The sequence below is a fragment of the Shewanella sp. WE21 genome (assembly GCF_002966515.1).
Classification (GTDB): domain Bacteria; phylum Pseudomonadota; class Gammaproteobacteria; order Enterobacterales; family Shewanellaceae; genus Shewanella; species Shewanella oncorhynchi.
Genome location: NZ_CP023019.1, coordinates 4,185,950 through 4,206,878 on the forward strand (window position 1 = coordinate 4,185,950; position 20,929 = coordinate 4,206,878).

The 20,929-nt window shown below is 41.8% G+C and carries 5 protein-coding genes and 2 pseudogenes; 6 read left to right on the plus strand and 1 reads right to left on the minus strand.

The features are described 5' to 3' along the window. Positions 1-324: 324 nt before the first annotated feature. The 3 genes and pseudogenes from CKQ84_RS18745 to CKQ84_RS18755 all read left to right on the plus strand — a co-directional run bounded on the left by CKQ84_RS18745 (position 325) and on the right by CKQ84_RS18755 (position 13,270). On the plus strand, positions 325-11,784 hold the full coding sequence (locus tag CKQ84_RS18745; RefSeq protein ID WP_105252354.1) for a YopT-type cysteine protease domain-containing protein: 11,460 nt from the start codon (positions 325-327) through the stop codon (positions 11,782-11,784). A 524-nt stretch (positions 11,785-12,308) separates the two neighbouring features. Next, positions 12,309-12,902: pseudogene (locus CKQ84_RS18750) on the plus strand (IS110 family transposase); the annotation flags it as partial. A 128-nt stretch (positions 12,903-13,030) separates the two neighbouring features. Beyond that, on the plus strand, positions 13,031-13,270 hold the full coding sequence (locus tag CKQ84_RS18755; protein ID WP_105252355.1) for a hypothetical protein: 240 nt from the start codon (positions 13,031-13,033) through the stop codon (positions 13,268-13,270). 122 nt (positions 13,271-13,392) lie between these two features. On the opposite strand, the pseudogene CKQ84_RS18760 reads toward CKQ84_RS18755, so the two are convergent. Then, positions 13,393-13,788, minus strand: a pseudogene (locus tag CKQ84_RS18760) (resolvase); the annotation flags it as partial. A gap of 149 nt (positions 13,789-13,937) precedes the next feature. On the opposite strand from CKQ84_RS18760, the gene CKQ84_RS18765 reads away from it, so the two are divergent. The 3 genes from CKQ84_RS18765 to CKQ84_RS18780 all read left to right on the plus strand — a co-directional run bounded on the left by CKQ84_RS18765 (position 13,938) and on the right by CKQ84_RS18780 (position 20,513). Continuing rightward, a protein-coding gene (locus CKQ84_RS18765) for an IS3-like element ISSba5 family transposase (protein WP_105252356.1) occupies positions 13,938-15,115 on the plus strand; the annotation gives its coding sequence in 2 pieces (ribosomal slippage) (positions 13,938-14,196 and positions 14,196-15,115; 1,179 coding nt in all). Positions 15,116-15,877: 762 nt separating this feature from the next. Beyond that, positions 15,878-17,074 (plus strand): threonine--tRNA ligase, encoded by a 1,197-nt coding sequence (thrS, locus tag CKQ84_RS18775; protein ID WP_105252357.1) that lies wholly within the window; start codon positions 15,878-15,880, stop codon positions 17,072-17,074. Positions 17,075-17,843: 769 nt separating this feature from the next. Beyond that, positions 17,844-20,513 carry a hypothetical protein gene (locus CKQ84_RS18780; protein ID WP_105252358.1) on the plus strand — a complete coding sequence of 890 codons (2,670 nt, stop codon included), beginning with the start codon at positions 17,844-17,846 and terminating at the stop codon, positions 20,511-20,513. Positions 20,514-20,929: the final 416 nt, after the last annotated feature.

Below are 20,929 nucleotides of genomic sequence, written 5' to 3' on the forward strand. Positions count from 1 at the left end.
AAAATTAAGTGTCCGATGGGATTAGACCAGAACATCATAGCGATTCATAACGATTCATAGCGATTCATAACGATTCATAGCGATTCATAACGATTCATAAATGGCCATTTCAACTTGTCTTGATATGTTGCGATAGTATCACCAATAAGAGTAAATTTTTGAAAAATCAGCATAAAAAAAACTTCCTCTACCTATAGGATTGCTGCCACTAAACTTTAAAAATGAAGTAATCCGTGAATAGGTAAACTTGTGAAAAATATTGCGACTTTCCAAGTTCGATACCGCCAACCTAATTAATCAATCCTAACTTCGTGGATACAACCAATGCCAATTCAATCTGTTCGAGTTACTTCTTCTCATTCTTCACAGCGAGCTACAAAAGGCTCGAGAGAGACATCTCCAGCAAGTGATGAGAAATTGGAGATAATTAACGTAACATCTATAAAAAGAAAAGAAATTCCATTTCGTTCTCCGAGTAAAAATTCTGCTAGCGACCATGTCAAACTGAATCAACCACTTGAAATATTTAGGAAGCAGGCGTCTGTAGACCTTGAGTTGAGTCGTCGAGTGCAGAGCTTTTCTAATAAAGAGCTCAAAGAACTTGCATCAAGTGATTTAAATCGCAGCGATAAGACGGTATTGAAACTGGGAGCTAAATGGCAAGTAAAGCCTGATGACAATGAAGCAGAGGTGCCATTTTCACTATGGCGTAGCCATGCTGAAGGCAACTTACCTATACAACTTGTACTCGAAGCTTTAAATGATAGAAGAGCACAGGCCAAGGAGTTTATAGAGAAAGGTTTTAACGAGCTGATTATAGAGATTAAAAAAGACATTCTGCCGTTGTTACAGGAGAGGATTGAAGAGGTAAGAAAAGAGCGAGAACAGCAAGACAAGCGATACCCTTATCTGGGGCCTGATGAAAATACACTGAAGAAGATTGAAAAGTTTATTCATAAGGTTAACAGCTCTGGCAGCCTTGAAGCTAAGCCTAAGGATAGGGGCTTAGCTTATCAAATGGCACGCCATATCGAAACCAGTATTAAAGCCGTAGATGAGGCGTTAAAACTAGGCCAGATGAATGGACGCGTAGGTAATCTATCACAATGGTCCTCGAGCAGTACCAATGAATATGACAACAACGGGACTATGAAGCAACCCAGTATCATTGAGGGACAAATACAAATCACCGATTATCTGACATTGCGTAGAATGGAGCTCATTAATGAGCTTACCAAGAGTAATAATCGACTGTGTAGCTTATGGGAAAAGATGGATAAGTATGATAAGCAGGTACTAAATTCTAACCACTTCTCTATGCCTAAAGAGATTATTGCTGACATCCAAAACCATGTTAGAACCAACGCAAAGACATGGAGAAATCAATTTGTTAACGTTACCAATAAGTCTACTTCTTTTGCAGACACACTAACCACTTTTAAACACTCCTTAAGTCAAGTCAGTCAAACGGTGGGCAACAAAGTTCAGAAATTGCCATCGGAGTTATTCAATACCTTAAAGGAGCTGCCCCAGCAGGCATTGATTGCTTCTTATGTCGTGGACCACTTTAGAGACGTAACCTACAAAAAGATACTTGCCCTTAGTCCTGGTACGATTAGCGCTCCCTCAAAATACTCAAACGATGAGCAGACGGTTAAGTCCATTGTTCGCAGCATATACTGGTTAATGCAGCAGCCAGCATTTCGCATGCAGTATGACTATAATCCATTACAAGCGGCGGCCACTAATCTGAAAAAAGATAAGCCGTTGGAGGCAGAGTTTGCTAAAGAGGTTATGCAAGATACAGAACTCGAGTTTGTCGATGACATGGTACCGGGAAATGCGAATAGGCAAACTCAAGCAAAAGAAGACCGCGATCAGGATGACGAAGCCAGAAAGAGCGCATTTAGTGAAAGTTGTGACAAAGCTATTAAAGTATCAGATGACATCCTTAAACAAGTTGAGATTCTACCTCATTTGATACATAAGCTAATAAAATCACAGTCTAATGCTCTTTCTAGCTGGGGAAAGGAGCAATTAGATCAAGAGTTAAAAAGAATTAATGTGCCTGAGTCTTATAAGAGCCTTACCGATTTGGTAGGTAACCTTAAACACGTTGTGAATGAAAAATCAAAATTCACAGAGGAAGAATTAGGCGAGATTATTCAACTTACTCGCATTGCTAGCTTCTCAGCAAAAAATGAATTGGATAACCTAGATCTTAAAGTATCGTATTTGACGGGTAAGCGCCTAGATCCTTTTTCCAGACGTGCCAAAGTAGCGAAGGATTGGGGAATAATAGCACAAGAAATAATGCCGGAGGCTGATATTCCCGAGATTGAGTCTTTGCGTCAAATGCTTAAAGATAATGGCTTGTTGGAAGTGGTGATCTCAGAAGATGATCCTCATGGAATTTTGTTTACTACGCGGATGTGTCAGGAGTGGGAGTACGCACGGAAGGAAAGAACTATTCTGCCGAAGACTCCTGAGGAGCATCTCGCGGGAGAAAAAAGCTTGGTCGAATTTGTGACTAAATGGGGGCAAAAGCAGGTTGGCCGGGGCGCCGTTTATGCAGTGATCGAAGGTGGTGTTGACCTCGCGACGGGGGTAACTGTGACTTTAGTGAAAGCAGCTGTAACCGTCGGAGTTAAGGCTACCATTGCTTCGTTTACAATTCCGTATAAGGTACGTCAGATTATAGATGGCATGATGCCAGGAGAAGATTACCCCTATAAAGTTGTGCAAGATGTTGTAAACAATAGGCTTAAGCAGCTTGGCTTTAAGGTCGCAATGTCGTTTGTCCCCCGTCCAATCAAAACTGGTGTAGGCGGGGCGATAGTAATGGGAGCCTATGCTCATAATACAATCGTCGATCCAAAAGACAAAATCAAAATGGACTCTTGGTTAAAGACTCTAGCGATAGAAACGGGGGTAACGGGAGCCATCATTCCAGTGTCCAAGGTTGCAAGTGCAGCAGTGACGGAGTTGAAGAAAGTAAAGGCTGGGATCGATCTAAAAGATTACTTGAACAAAACTCAAATACCAGAGTACAAGGAAAAACTCGTTCAGGCTTACGACGAATACTCAGATGGGCTCAGAAAGCAATTTGTGGCTATGAAGATACAGTTCAGGGCAGACATGAAAGGAAAACTGCCTGAAGAAGTTGTCAATGAGATAATTGCAACTCAAGAGATGGCTTTCACAGAAGACTTGATCGAAATGCAGGCTAAGTTTAGGCAAAAAATGTCAGCAAGTTTTGAGGAAACGATGCAAAACTGGCAAAATCAGGGGCTTGTTAAAGAGTGGGAGCCTTTATTTACAGATGAAGCAAGTAATGGAAGTGTTAAATGCGGCAGTCTTGATAGTGATACGGGTAATGTAGATACCGAGGCCGCTGGCCCAAATTACGAGGGGATAAAACTAGTTGGAAGCAAAGAATACCGTGCAGAGGTTAGAGCACACCTAAAAACCCTCCAACAGACCGAAATCGGTAGAAATACCTTGAAAGTGATGAATGAACTAGGGGTCACTATTCGACCTCGTCTAGTAGGAGACCCTTTGCATACTGGTGACAATGGCCAGAAGTACTATGCTAATTTTGCCAGTCCTTTGACAAAAACCATTTATTTCGATCCTTGGAATACTTTGTCCGCGTCAAGCACAAATGAACTTGCAGATAGACCTTGGCTCAAGCGTAATCCTGCAATATCTTTGTTTCATGAAGTGCAGCACATCAGTCTTCACAACGATCCAGCAATAATCGATGCTCATGGCGAGGTCTTTGTCCTCAGGGGGGATGGCGATCTGATGAACGAGCACCTTGTTAGTGGGGTGGATTACACCGACGCTTTAGAAGATACCTATTACTTTTCTAACCCAGAATGGGTTGAACAACATGTTTCAAGAGCCTCAGAAACGCAAGGGTTCATAACCGAAAATGATTACCGGCGTGCGTTCTATGACTATAGGAATGAGGAACCAGTCCTAAGAGAAGCCTATTGGAGTGGTTTGAATATCAGGAGTGATGAAGATGAGGTGACTGATGAAGACGTTAAGTTGGCTCAGTTTGCTCGTCATGCAGCACCTAAAGAAGTAATGCTTGATATTCGTGCAAGGCGTAGAGCGGCTGCGAACAAATTTTACACGCGCTTTAATGGTGATGTAAAACGTGTAAAGGTGAAATTTTATGAGCAGATTAGAAGCGTAAATAACACTGATGGCCGATTAGAATTTCTTGGGAAAAAACTGAAAAGTATTGAGGGTATGGCGGAGCAAGCCAAAGGTGATGAGCAGTCGGCATTTTTTACTGAGGTCATTTCATTATTGAAACAAGCCCGTAACTCCAATGATTCCAGTGGCGTTTTGCGAGTATTCTGTCCTCAATTGACAGAGGTTGATGCAGAGATCCTCGATAACGTGTCTAGCTCAGGTTATCTCAGGCATCCGCTGGTCCGACCTGTGGTTGATTACCATAAGTTTTTAATGAGATGTTCACTGGAACTTAGTGAAGAAGAGTTTAGTGAATTAATTGAGAATGAGGATTTCAAAGCGAGACAGCCAAAAAATCTCTCGAGCATGACCTTAGACGATGAATTTCGCCATCAAAAACGCTCAATAATTAGAAATATGAGTGACAAGTCCTATCGAGATAAACTCCTCGAAAATAGTGTCATCACGCAGATGAATGCCATTAAAGGCGATCTTAGAATAAATGAAAATAATATTTCACTTAAGGACTATGAGAGAATAATTACTGAGGTAAGAGCGAGAAAAGAAGCTAGCAAAAGGCCTTTTGATAAGATTATACATTCTTTGTCAGAGCATGCTTTTAAATCAGAACTTGAAGCTGCTAAGCACGGTATTCGAATAAAAAATATAACAACAGAAATACGTAAACGCCAAAGCTTTGATGAATTTAAGATGTCTTTGCTGCCAAGTGAAAATCTATATGTAAAGAGTAATCCAGAGCTAGATACAGACACTTTGCTTTCTAATATTCTTCAATATCGAAAAGGAGAGCTTGAAACCTTACATTCAAATGAGGAACAAGTGGAAAAACGCTATTTAGACTCTTTACAAGATAAAACTTTACCAAATGGTAAGGTTTATTCCAGAGCGCAACAAATAGAAGATATTAAGATTCATGGTGGCCTGCTTAACTATGAAAGGTCAGTTATAAGAAGTCATAAAATGGCTGGGTTTTTAGGGGATATAAATCACCCCACAATAGCCAAGGAATATTGGGAACAACGTGGCATATTACAGCCTGAAAACGTTAAATACGTATATCGATACCCTGAACTGCCAGCCGCGAATATCTACACTATGCCCGGTGAAGGTGACAGTCGTAAAGTTAAAGTAGAAAAGCTAGAAAAGGTAACTTGGGATGTTAGCTATTTTAGGTTGATAGAGCAGAAAATGGGTAAACATTACTTACATTCAGTTAATAGTGCTGAACTTGGGAGTGATGATGTCAATTGGGCCCCAGAAAAGTACAGTAAAATTTTAGAAAAGCGCGCTACATCCTTGATTGATTCTATGCCGAATAAGGATGATCGAGAGTATGTGAGGAAAACACTGAAAAGCGCGTCGAATCCTCCAACATTTACGACTTCATCAGAGGCTTTACCCTTCTTTATTAAGCCGAAAATAGGTCCTTACCCGCTGGAGAACATGTTGCTAATCCAAGATGGCGATAAGCATACAATGATCAGCTTAATGCCGCCTGGGAAAGTTCAAATTTTTAATTCGTCTGAACAAATTGATGCATTTGTCCGCAATAAAAATAATCATGAATTTCTTCTCTCACATGCTAGTTTAGCTAACCAAATGGACGGTAGTACAGATAGAGGTATGGAGTCTATCCTTGAAGATGTTGCCGCTAACAGTTATGTGACTATGAATGGACGTAAATTAACTGTTGCGGAGAAAGAAATTTTTCCTTACTCCTCAAAAAAGACAGTCCACAATAGAATGAACGGTCTGGGAATATTTCATAGTTTGGCGGTATCATCAATCGGCGATAGTCGAGGCGGTTATATTGCCAAGACGGATTTAACCCAAGCGCTTGGTGAGAGTTATTGGAAAGGCATTGCTGGGCAGCATACCGTTGAAATAACTGGTGATTATGAGTTACCAGAACAATATAAAGATTTGGAAGGGGAAGCATTGTTTAATAAGCTTTATGATCCCCAAGCTGAAACTGATATGCAGAGACTTGTTGAGGGTAAAATCAATGAGTTTGAAGCAAAACATTTCCAAGATTATTCGTATCATCTCAAAGCCACATTTAACCGGCTGGTCGCTTCAGCGGAGCGCGACGGACGTTTGAGTTCTGACGGACAAGCATTGATTAAAGATATGCAAAATGGCTCACATGAGGTCGAAGTATCCTTACCCGGACTGACGGGGAAGAGAGATGATTATTTCCCTTTGGAGGGCATGTTGCTGATAAAGAAAGGAGAGCGCCATATCCTTGTTAGTCTGCATTCTGATGGTGCCCTTATCGAATTTGGTAGCAAACAATCACTTTATCGTTTTTTCAGTAACCCGGCGAATAGTAACTTCATACTTTCGCACATGAGTGAATATGATAAACAGCCTGTTCTACCAGGTGGAGATACTCCCGATAGGACATTAAACGACTTCGCGACGCACTCAAATCGTTATTTCGGCACTGAATTTACAAGTGTTAGTTATGCTGTGAATAAAAAAGAGGTTGCTAACAATCTCGACCTAAATCACATACCTCTCAATGATAGCGATAATATATTCGATACCATTGGGAGAAGAAACTTGGAAAGGCTCAGACAAGATGCTGACGCTCTTCTTACTTCTCATGCTGAGTGGAACACAACAAAAGCATTTGAGGTTGTAGGTGGTGTGCTAGCGGTGCCAGCGTTTGCATTGAGTGTTGCTGCAATTATAGTAAGTGGGGGGGCGGTTGCACCGACAGTGATAGCGGGTGTTGCTGGAGCGGCAATGGTTGTTGATGCTGCTAGCCTAGGTGTTGGGATCGCCGAAGGGGTTTATCTTTTGGTTGAGGGAGACTCGGCTGAAGATAGAGCCAGTGGATTGATCCCCCTAGCTTTAGCTCCTCTTGATGCTCTTGGACTTACCTCCAGTGCAACAGATGCCATCAAGGCGTTAAAGGTGCTGAAGTTGACCCGACAGACTGGCGGGGCCATGGATGATGTTTCAGGGGGGACTAAGCCTAGATTTATTTCTGATAACGCGTCACAACCTTCGGAAGATATAAACGAGCTGTCGGTTAAAATACCTAGTGATTTTGATAATTTAGGTGAGACTGATGGGCTCTTTGAAGTCAGAAATACGCGTCTCAAAAGCCTAGAGGATAGTGCCTATCTGGCCATAGAAAATAATCAACCTCAAAAAGTGTTGGGAGAGATTGTATCCTTCAGTAACAGAATGAGTAATCCTCCTCTACTTTCAGAAGTCAAGAGATTGAAAAGACTTCTTGATGTTTATTTCAATAAGTTTATAGGAAGGGAAAACAACCTCTCAGGAAACACTATTGGAACCATGAGTCACGGCGATATACAAGCGCAGTGGTTGGAAAAAATAGATGTACCTCTGCGGAACGATCTTACAATGATGCCGGAGAAAATTACGGCAATAAGACAAGATTTCAACCGCTTGCTCAGGAAACTTGACGTATCTGATAACCCTGTTTTGCAGAAGGTCAAAAATGCACTAGACGAATTGCCGACTACAAGGCTGAGCAGATATGGGGATGAGGCTGCTATAACGCAACACTATCGGGTGACAAACGCTAATGGCGACATCGTTGGTACCATTGAAGTTATTGGAACCCAAAGATCAATTGGCCTGACGAACACTGCATTGAATGAAATCAGTAGAACGGATTCAGGACAACGGTTACTTCAGGGGCTGGCAAATAGGGGTGTTAAAGTACAAGTTCCCTCAATGGGGGATGTCAATCGTGTGGGTAGCGATGGGCAGGTTTATGCAAAAAATACTGCAGCAGGGACAACGGTCTCTTTCGATCCTGAAAATAGAATTTTGGGCGGCGATGCCTCGGCGATTCAAGTTTCTCCCTATTTAGAACGTGACTCATCGGTAGGACTTTTTTATGAATTGCTGCACATATATAACAATATCTACTCTCTAAGGTTACCTAAAGCTGAGGGGGGATACCTAACAGTCGGCGGTGCTAGTTCACTTGTAGAAGAAAGCCGGATAGTAGGAGTCACCTTCAAGGACCCCAATGGGAATACCTATGACTTTAGTTCACCGGAGTTTGTTGAATCGCACCTACCTGAGGGGGGGCATTATCTTACAGAGAATCTATTTCGAAGGGAGCATGCTCAAAACAAAGGACAAAGACCAGTTTACCGGCCTTATTATGGTAATGGAGATCAACAAGTTAATTATCATCCTGACATTAGAGAACCTTTGGTAAAGACGCGTGATACGTTGAGTGAGCATGAGCAGCGCATCGTAAATGTACTCGAAGACCAGCTTAAAACAAACTTGGGGAAAAAATATGATGAATATACGGGATCAGACAACGCCGAGTTATGCCAAGCAGCAGCTGCAGATGTTAGAACAACGTTAAGGGATCTCGGATACACTAATATCAGGAATCTGGAACTTGGGTTGTGGATTACTCCAAATAGTAGTCCGAATAATCATTACGTGGTTGTAGCAAATATTCAAGGCGTAGATATAGTAATTGACTTAACCGCAGGACAATTCTTCAATAAATATGGTCTACAAGGTCCTATTGTTACGACAAAAGAAAAATGGTTTGGTATGTGGCGCGAAGCATTGAAGGAAAAACCCAGAACCTTGATTAAGGCTATGGAGTTTACAGGGTCTTTTGATGGTTCTCCCTTTAGCCCTAAACGCTTCGGCCTTACGGCTTTAGATTATCAAAATGATGGTGTTGTTGTGTCTTCAGCTAGCTGGTATAAGGATAATGGACCTCAGAGTAGTGCCCGTAATGCTGGTAGGTCATCTGCTGGCGACGAACTTGTGTCAGAATTTGAGACTGATGGGTTATTTAGCAGAAGGAGCAATAGTGAAAACTTAAATCTTGAAGGATTACGATCGTTAAAAGACAAATTGGAAATAATTGAAAACACAATGCGAGAAGTTCCATCAGAACCTTCGAGATTATCGGATAACAAAAAGTCGTTTCATCAGGGTGAACGTGATGCAATGAGCAAAGATTATCGTTTGCTGAATGATTACTCCCTTAAACAAAAACATGAAATGCTTAAATCTAGAAAGTTCCCAGGCGGTCGAGATATAGATACAAAAACTTTCGGGGCCTTGCATCGAAAGGCTACATTAGAGTTAGGCAATGTTATTGCAGAAAGACACTTAACTAAAGCGGTGAATTGGGCTAAAACTGCCGAGAAATCAGGTAGCGAAGTCGTTGAGATTGTACCTCAAGGGGAGTATCTAAAACTTTCAGAGGGAGAATGCCGGCCGACATCAATGCTGATGGCGTATGCTATAGAAACTGGGAATGTACATAACTTTGCATTGAGGTTAAAGAGCATAGGAACAGAAGATTCTTCCCTGTACAAACTACTAACAGAAATTCATGGTGGTGATACTCCACAGGCTAAACAATTCAATGAATTGATAAAAAATATGCAGCCTAATAATCTGGATGCTGGGGTAAGATTCAATTTAAGCAAACTCGAAGAACGTGATGTTTTCTCACTAGAATGTCATTCGGTGCGAATAGACATACCGGGTCATTCAATGTCGATGACTAAATCTGGTTCGAAGTATTATTTCTTTGATCCCAACTTTGGTGTTGTCTCATTTACTCGATTTGACAAGATGAAAGACTTCATTAAAGGACATGTCACGTCTGAGAAGTTTGGGTATCCATCTTTCCAAGGCAATGTAAATGTTGTACAGCTAAAGTTTGAAGGCAATGATATTACCAATCTGAAGTTGAATGGAGAAGAAATACTCGCAGACGTTGTATCCAAGCAAAATAGTACTGGAATGAGTGAAATGAGGGAGCTCGCGGCAGAAGGCTATATACCCTTCGACGGTCCAGGAGCTAAAGGGACATCTGGTGCTGGTCATGATAATTTAGGGGCAAGTAATAGGGGTTTTGTGCCCTATGATCGACCTGGAGGAGAGAAATATATCTACTTCCCTGTTTTGGATCATGAACGAGTATCGGGAAGGCTTATTCCTTTGCTTCGAGATTTAAGGGCGAAAGGGAAGCCTGCAATAACACCTGTATTCAGGGATCAAACTCAAGTTACTGAGTTTAAGGAAGTTCTGAATAAAAAATATGGTCAAGCTGATTATTCAACGTTGGAGCCGGAACTGCGCTATTTATACACTGTAGATAAAACGGATCTAAGTGATTTAGATGACACAAGTACCTTGTATGTGAGTGGTCATGGTCAGCCAGGTAGCAAAGAGATAGACGGGCAACTGTTCTCTTCAGATACTTATTTTGTTGCAAATGATCTGTATGGCATGAAGCTTCCAAATGAAACAACGGTCAAAGTCTCAACTTGTAATAGTGCAGTTGGAAACCCTGAATTTATCAGGGTGCCGGAGTCTTTAGACCCCGAACAGGCTTATGCTTATGCGACCGACCCAAGTAGGATGGGCTCTTTTGAGGCTTCGTTTGCGGGTGATCTAGAAAACCAGTTAATAACTTTATCGCCAGGAAGAACGCCTGGGAAGGTTTATGGCTACCTAGGAAATATCACATGGGCAAAGACCGAAACGGTAATGGGAAAAATAGAAAAAGGGAAACTTGTCTCTGCATCCCTACTAAATAAGCGTGCCGAATTTTTCGGTTTTAGTGGCAATAAGAAGTCAGTCGTAAACTTCAGAAGAAGTGACATGATGCGTGGTCGCTTTTATGATCCAAATCCAATGCTGGGTAGACATGGGCCATCGGATTTATCCACAAAGATGCCCACGGCCGATGTGCTAGAGCTTCATTCGTCCGCCTCAGGTCTTGAACCTAAAGTGGTAACGGCAACAGATGGTTCGGTTCTGATAAAAGCACAGGGAAGGGTGCCAAGTAAGAAACTTTATGTGGCAGCTTTCGCCAAATCATCTTGGGAAGCTAAGCATGCTGTATGGGAAAATAGCGCACAAGGTAATAGCGTCTTTACGACAGATGTTCTGTTACACCCTTCTGGCGCCAGTGAGAGTATAGAGGATATTGTGAAGCAGATGAATGGCGGTGAACTTCAGCAATATGACGAAGTTTCAGGCTACTGGGGGGCTGAACCATCTTCCTTTATTAGAATTGTTAGGCATGCTCACTGGGGAGAAGGCCTTTATGAAATAACAGTTGAAACGCTTGAGTTGCAGTCTTTGATATTTGACGATAATAATCTAGAAGCAGTTGATAAAAATAATGAAGCTCTTGAAGATCCGCAAGCAATTATATCGCCTTCTTCGCAGAGTGGAACGACAACAGATAACAGCAATCTTAACTTCAAACAGTTACAACAAATTTTTAATGAAAAAAATCGTTCTCGGCAATGGGGTAACTGGGTACAAAGCAATTGCTCAGCTCTGAATCCGCTCTTTGAGCAGATGGCAGATGGTAGATCAGAAATATTCCAAGAATATCGTTCTGAATTTGACACAGAAACTGCAGGTGAACTATGGGCTAGTGTACAGAGCTTAAAATCGGTGAGAGAGAATCCTAATAGCCTACCAGAAGAATTGGACATGGCGTTTAATAATGCTGTTAAATTACTTAGTTTAGCATTGAGATTGCGATATCGACCATAAGGGTAGTGTTAATAATTCTGTGTCATTTCAGTAAAATATATAAAACTGGAATGACACATGACCCTATGCCTAATTGTAAAAATGGCAAAACAGCTAAGATTATAAAACACCCTTCTGGTAACTTTGAGTTAGAAATACTCAGAGACAGAAATAGTACCTTAGAACCTCTACTAATTCAGATAAATCGTCAGCGTCCGGGCAAGTACGCCTTCCGCTATCTTGATTAAGCCTTTATCTTTACGATTGATTATTACCTCAGGAAGTTAATATCGCTAAACGTTCACATCAAGACTGGGTGGCTTTGATACAACAGCAAGCCGCTAGCGGTTGACGATTACAGATGTTCCCCCAACCAAAATAAACTAATTGGAGTCTCATTTTTGTTTTCAAGATGCAAGTCAGAGAGCTTAGATGCATAACCATAACGAACGTGCTCAGGAGTTCCCCAAGCAGGGATGGCATTAGTATCAATGGATTTCAGCGGATCTTGTTTTAAGTTTTTTCCCTGCTCTACCCTTTGTCCAGATGCTAGGGTACTCTTCTCTGTCGGCAGATTGCAACTACAAGCGTCACTTAGTCGCGTTTTAGCAGACAATGAACATGAACTGTCTCATACGCTTCATCACTTGTTAAAATTTTTGTATGAAGATTTAAGTGTTTTAAATGAGAGAATTAATCAAATCGGGCACGACATTAAAGCGCTATGTCAAATCCAACCTCGCTAAAATGCCTTGCTGTCGATCCCTGGCTTTGGGCCATTAGTCACGGCAAGCTTTATGAGTGAATTAGGTTCGGGTCATCAATTTAAAAACGGTCGACAATTCTCTGCATGGTGTGGCTTAGTGCCATCACAATCGAGTTCAGGTGGGAAAGTTCGACTAGGATCGATAACGAAAAATGGCAGCTCAGAGCTACGTGTTTTACTCATTCATGGTGCTAGAGCTGTTGGCCGACTTGCGAGCAAACGTGATGATAGACTGGGGCGATGGTTTAATGCGCTTGCGTTAAGGCAAGGTAGACACAAAGCCGTTGTCGCACTGGCCAATAAAATAGCGCGTATAGGATGGAGAATCCTCACGAATAACGATAATTTCGACGTTAATAAAGCATTTGCGTAAGACGTTAAGTATCACCTAATAGTTTACATGCACTGATGAAAACGGTCAACCGTACCTATTAGAGCCTGACTTGACCAAGGCATTAAATGCCGATGTAGTGATAAGGTAATAGGTTTCGGATTTACATCATGGCGCGGGTAAAAAGCCTATTTAGAGGTAGTGAACCAATCATTCAAAAGTGTTGTAAAAGCTGCGTCGTTGATTATGGTGGGACATATAGCGGTACTTTCATAAAATATGCAGCTATTGCGTATATGGATGAGGGAAATCATCCCTATACCGCTGAAAAAGCTATCGTAGAGCTCGACAATGGTAGAGTTGTTACTGTTGATCCTAGTCAAATCCGTTTTAAACCGGAAGAGTCATAAGCTCTAAAGCATAGCGTGAATCACTCTACACCAGACTGATTCACGCGAGCCTTAAAACAGACCCATTTCGCCCCGTATCTTCCTTCCAACGTGGCTTTTTTGCCTTAGAGTGAATCAAATCTTTAGAGAATTGACTCATCGGTTTTTAGCTCATTCAACTTAGCTGCTTTGGCAATGGTAGAACGACTGCATTTAAGCAGACTCTGTACTTGTGACCAGCTTTTCCCTTCATCGAGTAGTAACCGAATATTTTGCCTTAATCCATGGTCAGGCTGACGTCCATGGTATTTGCCTAAGGTTTTGGACTTTTCGATGCCTTGCGCTTGTCGCTTTCTTCTTGTCTCGTAATCATCTCTGGCCATTGCCGCGGCTAAATCAATCATGAACTCAGTCAGTACCTTTGCGATCATGGTATGTTCTTCTGTGCCACTTAAGATCCCATGTGTCATTGGCTGGTCAACGACAACAATATGAATATTGGCTTTTACCAATTTACTTTTTAGAACCTTCCATTGCTCGTGTCGCTGAAACCAAACTATGACATAGCTGTATACTAAGAAACAATTACTTAGCTAAATAATGTAACCATACATTGTAGTGGCACACTAATTTTGGCCACCTAAATAGAGGTGATATTATTGCCTCGTAGATGACTTTAGGTGAATACATGAGAGCAACAACCAGAAAAACATTTAGTGCTGAATTCAAACTTGAAGCTGCCCAATTAGTCCTCGATAAAAACCATAGCATCATCGAAGCTGCAAAGGCGATGAACGTAGGTAAGTCCACTATGGATAAATGGGTGAGACAGTTAAAACTAGAACGCCAGGGTGGCACACCAAAAGCATCTCCGATTACCCCAGAACAAATTGAAATCCGTGAGCTGAAGAAGCAAATAGCTCGTCTTGAGGAGCACAATCTTATCCTAAAAAAGGCTACCGCTCTCTTGATGTCAGACTCGATGAACAATTTACGCTAATCAGCGCACTCAAGCAGAGCCACTCTATTCTCACAATTTGTAATGCATTCAAAGTGCATCGAAGTAGCTATAAGTATTGGCTAAAAAGAAAAGAACATATTGATGCAGACTTTACTATTTTATGCAGTGAAGTGAAGGCCGCACATCGTATTATTCATGGCTCTGCCGGTGCGCGAACGATAGCGCAATTAGTGACTAACAAAGGGATTGGTCTCAGTCGTTATCGAGCCCGTAATCTAATGAAAAAGCTTGGGTTATTAAGCTGCCAGCAGCCTAAACATTCTTATAGAAAAGCGACACAAGAGCATGTTGCAATCCCCAATACGCTTAATCGACAGTTTGCAGTAACTCAACCAGATCAAGTGTGGTGTGGCGACGTGACATATGTTTGGGTCGGTAATCGCTGGGCCTATCTAGCCGTTGTTCTTGACTTATTTTCCCGCAAACCTGTTGGATGGGCCTTGTCATTATCACCAGATAGTGCGCTGACCTGTAAAGCTTTGAAAATGGCATTTGAGTTAAGGGGTAAGCCTGAGAATGTGATATATCACAGCGATCAAGGTTCGCATTACACGAGCTTGAAATTCAGACAATTAATATGGCGCCTTCAGATTGAGCAAAGTATGAGTCGTCGCGGGAATTGTTGGGATAACGCACCAATGGAGCGTTTCTTTAGAAGTTTGAAATCTGAGTGGATACCCGCCAGTGGTTATGGGAATTTAACAGAAGCAGATAAAGAGATCACAAATTACATCACTGGATATTACAGTGAGACAAGACCCCATCAATATAATGGTGGGTTAACGCCAAATGAGTCAGAACGTTTATATTGGAATGACTCTAAAACCGTGGCCAATTTTATTTGACCACTACACATCGACATAAAATGTACCCATAGTCTGACAAATAAGAACAGCCAAAAAATAACTCAAGTGAAAAATGTAACTTTACTACAAATGACTATTAAACCTTTGCAAACTGACAATTGGCCTAAACAGTATTGGTTGCATTGCTAATTTAGCCGCCAGTGAATCAACATGGGTATTGAAAAGTTGCTTAACTGAGTATCCAGCATTCGTTACTAGCGACCTATCTTCTTAAACCCTTTCCTCTTAGCAGCCTTTAATGACTCACTATCGGTGAATTGTTCAGCTGTAACTTGTGGGAGAGCACTAAAGTCTCATACTAAAATGGCAGCGATCGCATACTTACGCTGCCATTTCTAAATCGAAATTATGCCCTTTTCAATTTATCTGCGACTCGACATGACGAACTCGAAACTCAATACATTGATCTCAAAAAGTGATCCAACGGTCCCAATACCTGATGACTTAGCAAAATGGCTTGATGTGCTATGCCTCTATGTTTTATGTGAAACAGGCTGTGAATAGAAGCTAACGCGATACTGTGGCATTTCTAAACAAAATGCTTGCCGCAATATGGATGATTTGTTATTGCTGGCGCATGAACAAAATATACGTAAGCGCAATTAACACCACCACTACCACCACGAGAATTCTCGGGGGGTAGTTTTTTGCGTCTTTAAAAAACCCTCTGAGCGAAATCGCCAGAGGGTTTTTTTATACCTTGGTTTTGTATTTCGCTCAGATTTTACTCAGGAGAGAATGATGAAAACACATCGCGAAATTGCAGAACAACTTGACCTATTTCACTCTGAACCACAGGCGCCGGGTATGATTTTTTGGCACCCGAATGGCTGGGCGTTATTCCGAGATATTCAAGAGCACATGAGGCGCGTGTATCGCCGAAATGGTTTTGAGGAAGTGAACACGCCTGTTTTTATGAAGAAGGATTTATGGCAAACGTCTGGGCATATGGACATGTTTGCAGAGAACATGTTTTTCGGTGGCGGAAAGGAAAACATGGATGAATATGTTTTAAAACCTATGTCTTGTCCTGCCCATATTTTGCTGTTTAAGCGCGGGGTACATAGCCATAGAGATTTGCCACTGCGACTATTTGAGTTTGGCTTGGTGCACCGTAATGAATCCTCAGGCTCGTTAAATGGTTGCCTGCGCGCACGCCAGTTCACTCAGGATGATGCCCATGTTTTTTGCTGTTGGTCTCAGGCAGAGGAGGAGATACGTGGTTTTCTCCAGCGTGCAAAGCAGGTTTATGGTGATTACGGCTACCATAATTTAGACGTAAAAATATCGACTAAACCTGAGAAGGCATTAGGCAGCGATGAGCAATGGTGCCGAGCACAAAAGCTATTGGATTCAGCCTGCCAGATTGAGGGCTTTGATGCCGAGTATCAAGCTGGCGAAGGGGCTTTTTATGGTCCAAAAATTGAATTGTCACTGACAGATTCTATGGGAAGACGCTGGCAGTGTGGCACTATCCAGTTTGATTTCAATTTGCCTGAAAGATTCGATGTTCAGTACACAAATGAGCAAGGTGAATTCGAACGGCCAGTGATTATGCACCAAGCTATGTATGGCTCTATCGAGCGTTGGTTGGGAATTCTCTTGGAAGTCTCACAGGGTAACCTGCCGGATTGGTTGCATCCCGTGCCTGTTGCTATCGCTTCAGTGAATGAGTCAAACAGCCAATTTGTCCGTCAGTTAGCCGCACTATGTTTAGCACGAGACATGCGAGTGTTGGTTGATATCAGTCAACACTCAGTTGCCCGCAAAATGAAACGCTTTCACAAGCAAAAAGTGCCTTACATCTTAACGGTTGGGGATAAAGAAGAGGCCGAGAAGTGTGTGTCAGTTAAGTGCCGCAAAGACGGTGTTATGACACACATCCCTCTTTTTGAATTAGCTGACTACCTCGCGGATAAACTAGAATGCAAGCTATAACGTAAGGAAGACTGTGTTTGTTATCTAAGGCTAGCTATGGTTACCATCGCTGGCCTTTTACTCAAATTGTTACTTTGTCTAATAGTCGGCTAGTTCATTAAAGGGGTTGTGAAACTGTTGATTTAGTTAGTTTTCAATTTGATTTGCTGTAGACGCTACTTTTATTGGCAGATAACTTTTGCCTCACAGCTTGCCACGGTTCGAATAACAGTACTTTGTTGTTTGATAATTTGAGATACAAAAAAGTAATGGATACTAAAACGTAAGGCTTGACCATGAGGGATTAAAAAACGATTACAGTGAATCAGACTTGCCTAGTCTGATTCACGCCCTGCACACGATCATTTTTAATGAACTTCTGGCTAACCAATTTTTGCCCCAAAGTGATTTAACTCAAAGACCCAAGAATAGTCTTCTAATAGGCACTTACCCTATAAAAACTAATGTCTAGCCAAATTATCGCCATCACTGCCGAAAACAGCAAACCCATCGCCATGCTAGGCCGACTTAGAACAGGCGTGATTGATGTTTTAGAACATTTTTTATAGCCGCTTAGTTTATAACAAGTGTTGAGCTTCAGGTAACGGAGGGTCATCACCACTGTTCGTAAGAGCAGGAAAAAGAAATTCATTTCTTTGTGAGACAATGTGTTACTTGAAAAAAGGTTTTTTTAACATATAAATTCAGAAATTTACACCGCTAATTGGCTGATACCCTATGCTAGGGTTAACACCTTATTGTTAATAAATTCATTTATATGGTGGTAAAAATGATTAAGGCCAATCCTCTTGGAGTTACAGGTCCAAAAACTACTCAACATGCTGATAGCACAACTCCGAGGCTCTCCTGTAGTCGCATAAGAAATGTAGCAAAATCACCCCAACTGTCTATTGATGAAGTTTTAAAGAAGAAACATTCAGCATCACAAAATATGGTGTCCTGTGCAAGAAACACAATGTTTCCACAGTTATCAATACCAGATGATGTTATATGTACTTTATCTAAGGTACATAATGATGCATATCTAATAAACCCTATTGACGGCAGTGATCCTAAAATACCAACAGGGGAAGTTGTATTCGCTATTCTAGAGGAAGATCCATTAACTGTTTTATGCTTTGAAAAGTATCAAATATACTCAAGAAAAGAGCTAGCAGATAGAGCCTGTGGTCCTATTAATTTTGGTCATTCTTCACTTGCTTACCTAAATAACTCGGGAGATATACTCCGTGATTCTAGCCTGTCTATTGAGGAGAAGGCGGCTCGTTGTACAAAACCGGTTTTACTAGCAGGGACTATGTGTTTCCCAAAAATAGATAATCCTTTAAAGGGGGGAGGGAGTTTACTTTCATGGAGTAATGACAGTGGTCATTTCAAACCCACAAACGAACACGCTATAAAAAACCGTATTGGCCCAGTAGAAAATTTATTGCCTCTAGATAAATTTGATCCTTTTCATGAAGAAGAGATGGATGATGCTAAAAATCCACAAGTTGAGGTTAAAGAAAATCATAAAAAAGATGATAAAGATGATAAAGATGATGAGGGTAATGCTGGTGCAAATATAGGGGGCGCTACGGCACTGTCCAATCAGACTGCCTCGGCGGCAGGAGGTTCTCAAGCTTCTAATGAGGGAAGTTCGAAAGCCGAGGGGGGGGAGCGCTCGACGACTAATAAAGAGCAAAAACATGGTGAAGTTCTCTTCCATGACAAAGATGCCCTTAAAGGTGAACTAATACCCAATACACTGCACAACTTGCAGTATTTTGAGGAAAAACTTGCATCAGAGAGTCTACTCTCTCCTGAAGAAAACCGCGCTATGATAAGCACTGCACAACATGCATTGTTTTTGCCTGATAAAAGTGAGTATAACCATAGTAAAGAAACACCTGCGGTAAAAGAAATAAGAAATAGTGGACTGAGTCTTCTCTGCCAAGCTTTGGATAAGGGTTATAGAAGCGAAGTTATTTCATTATTAAATGGCCGACTCTATCCTGATGGGAATGACTCTCGGTTCGAGGCTCTATTGGATAGGATGTACTCCGACTATGGCGACAGAGATATAAGTACAATGTCCGCTCTTATGAAGGATATAGTACAACAGGGTTCTAATGGTCATCCTAAATTAAACCTTCTTGGCACCAACGGAAAAGCCAAACACGGTGCACTAGCGACAATCTATCGACACTATCCAAGTCGAGTCTCTAACTCGCTAATACTCTTGGTACCAACTCAGGATAAAAAGCAGCTTTTACAGTCAATCGGCAGCCCATCATTAATGAGTCGCTTGCTTGGCGAAGGCGCGGGTTTGAATAAAAAAATTGAGGGTGATTTAGCAAGAAAGCTTCCAAAGACGACAAAGCCAGTCTCTTCTCCAAAACCCTATGGTCTTACTAAAAACATGGTGGAAAACATCATGCAAAAAGAAGATAAAAGGTTGACGGTTTGGCGTGAAGAAAAGGCACGTAAAGAAAATACGAGAAAGGTTCAAATTGAAGCACTGAAAAGTCACGGGCTATCTTCATCTAAGGCAGAACGGGTGGTAAACGGTATAAGTGGATTAGCAGCGGATGCGCAAACCGAAGCTTTGCGCAATGCCGTGAAAAGCCATGTTAAAGAGCAAGAGCAAAAAGCTGCTCTAGATGCACGTGTCAGGCAACAGGAGCTTGAATATTCATATAGGCGAAAAGCGCAGTATGCAGAGACTGAGCGTCAAGCCTCAATAATAATTGCAGAACAAGAGCAACGCCAAGCGATAGCCACGCAAACTCGCCTTCGTGAGCTTGAAGAGACGCAAGCACAGCGTTCACGCGAAATAGTTCAACAATATGAGTTTAGGCAAGCGCAGAAAAAGGCTCTGCAGCAAAATGCGATTACCAGTGCACAGAGTGTAAACCACAGAAGCGGTGTTGAAAGAGGCTTGTCCGACAATCGTCTTAGCTTTAATCACACTCGATCTATTGCTCAAGATGCAACCAGAGCAATTGGTACTGAAGTGGGCAGCACGTTGTCGCAGCGTTTATCAGCTCAGCAATTAGCCCGAGTGTCTTCTAATGGTGTTGCCAATATCGTCCCACAGCTGCGAGATACGGTTCGCTTTTCTGAGGTTAGAGGATATGACGCTTCAGGAAACTTACTGGGACAAGGCCGACTTCCGTATGGAAGCTTTGCTCAGCTAAGCAATACCAACCATCTTCTTATGGAAGAAACGCGAGGTGTGGCTCAACCAGGTTCAAGTCAAGTTCTCAAGTATGGGAGCTTCCCTGGCCAAATGAAGGTTCACGAAAGTGGTGTGAGAATCCTTCCGCCAAGGAATACTGGAGAGCGAGTGCAGCTTGATATAGTGAGGGGTGGTGTGAGAGACAATGCGGTTTACCCGCCTCAAAATATTCACTTTAGTCAGGAGGTCAAAGCACTAAGCCAGCTTTTAGGCTCCTGATATATTGGTTAGTGATCAAGTGATTGCAGTGCCTGTAAGTTGTTCACTTGCTTGGAAAGTACTAAAATGCACGAGGTTACACTATGGCGTTTTGTAAAATGTGCCAATGTAACCTTCTGCGTTTTCACAACAACAAAATAGCTATCCCTTAAACGCCCAGAGAACACACCATATGTTGCGTCAACATCAACGTCTTGTTCGATTATGATCCTCACCTTAAATTTTGGACACTGAGTTAAACAGTTTTCAATACATAAAGTTATTTGTCTTTCGCTAAATTAGGTAATGACTCTCAGTGATTTCTGTCCAAAAATGAGCTAGTGAATCACTCTACACCAGACTGATTCACGCTAACCGCTAAACCAAGTCCTATTGCCCTGTTTGCGGCTATTCTGGGGCGGTTTTTTCCCTTAATA

Bases quoted from the DNA above. Each gene is read 5' to 3' on its own strand.
- CKQ84_RS18745 (WP_105252354.1), top strand. From the start codon at position 325: ATGCCAATTCAATCTGTTCGAGTTACTTCTTCTCATTCTTCACAGCGA.
- CKQ84_RS18755 (WP_105252355.1), top strand. From the start codon at position 13,031: ATGGCGCGGGTAAAAAGCCTATTTAGAGGTAGTGAACCAATCATTCAA.
- thrS (WP_105252357.1), top strand. From the start codon at position 15,878: ATGAAAACACATCGCGAAATTGCAGAACAACTTGACCTATTTCACTCT.
- CKQ84_RS18780 (WP_105252358.1), top strand. From the start codon at position 17,844: ATGATTAAGGCCAATCCTCTTGGAGTTACAGGTCCAAAAACTACTCAA.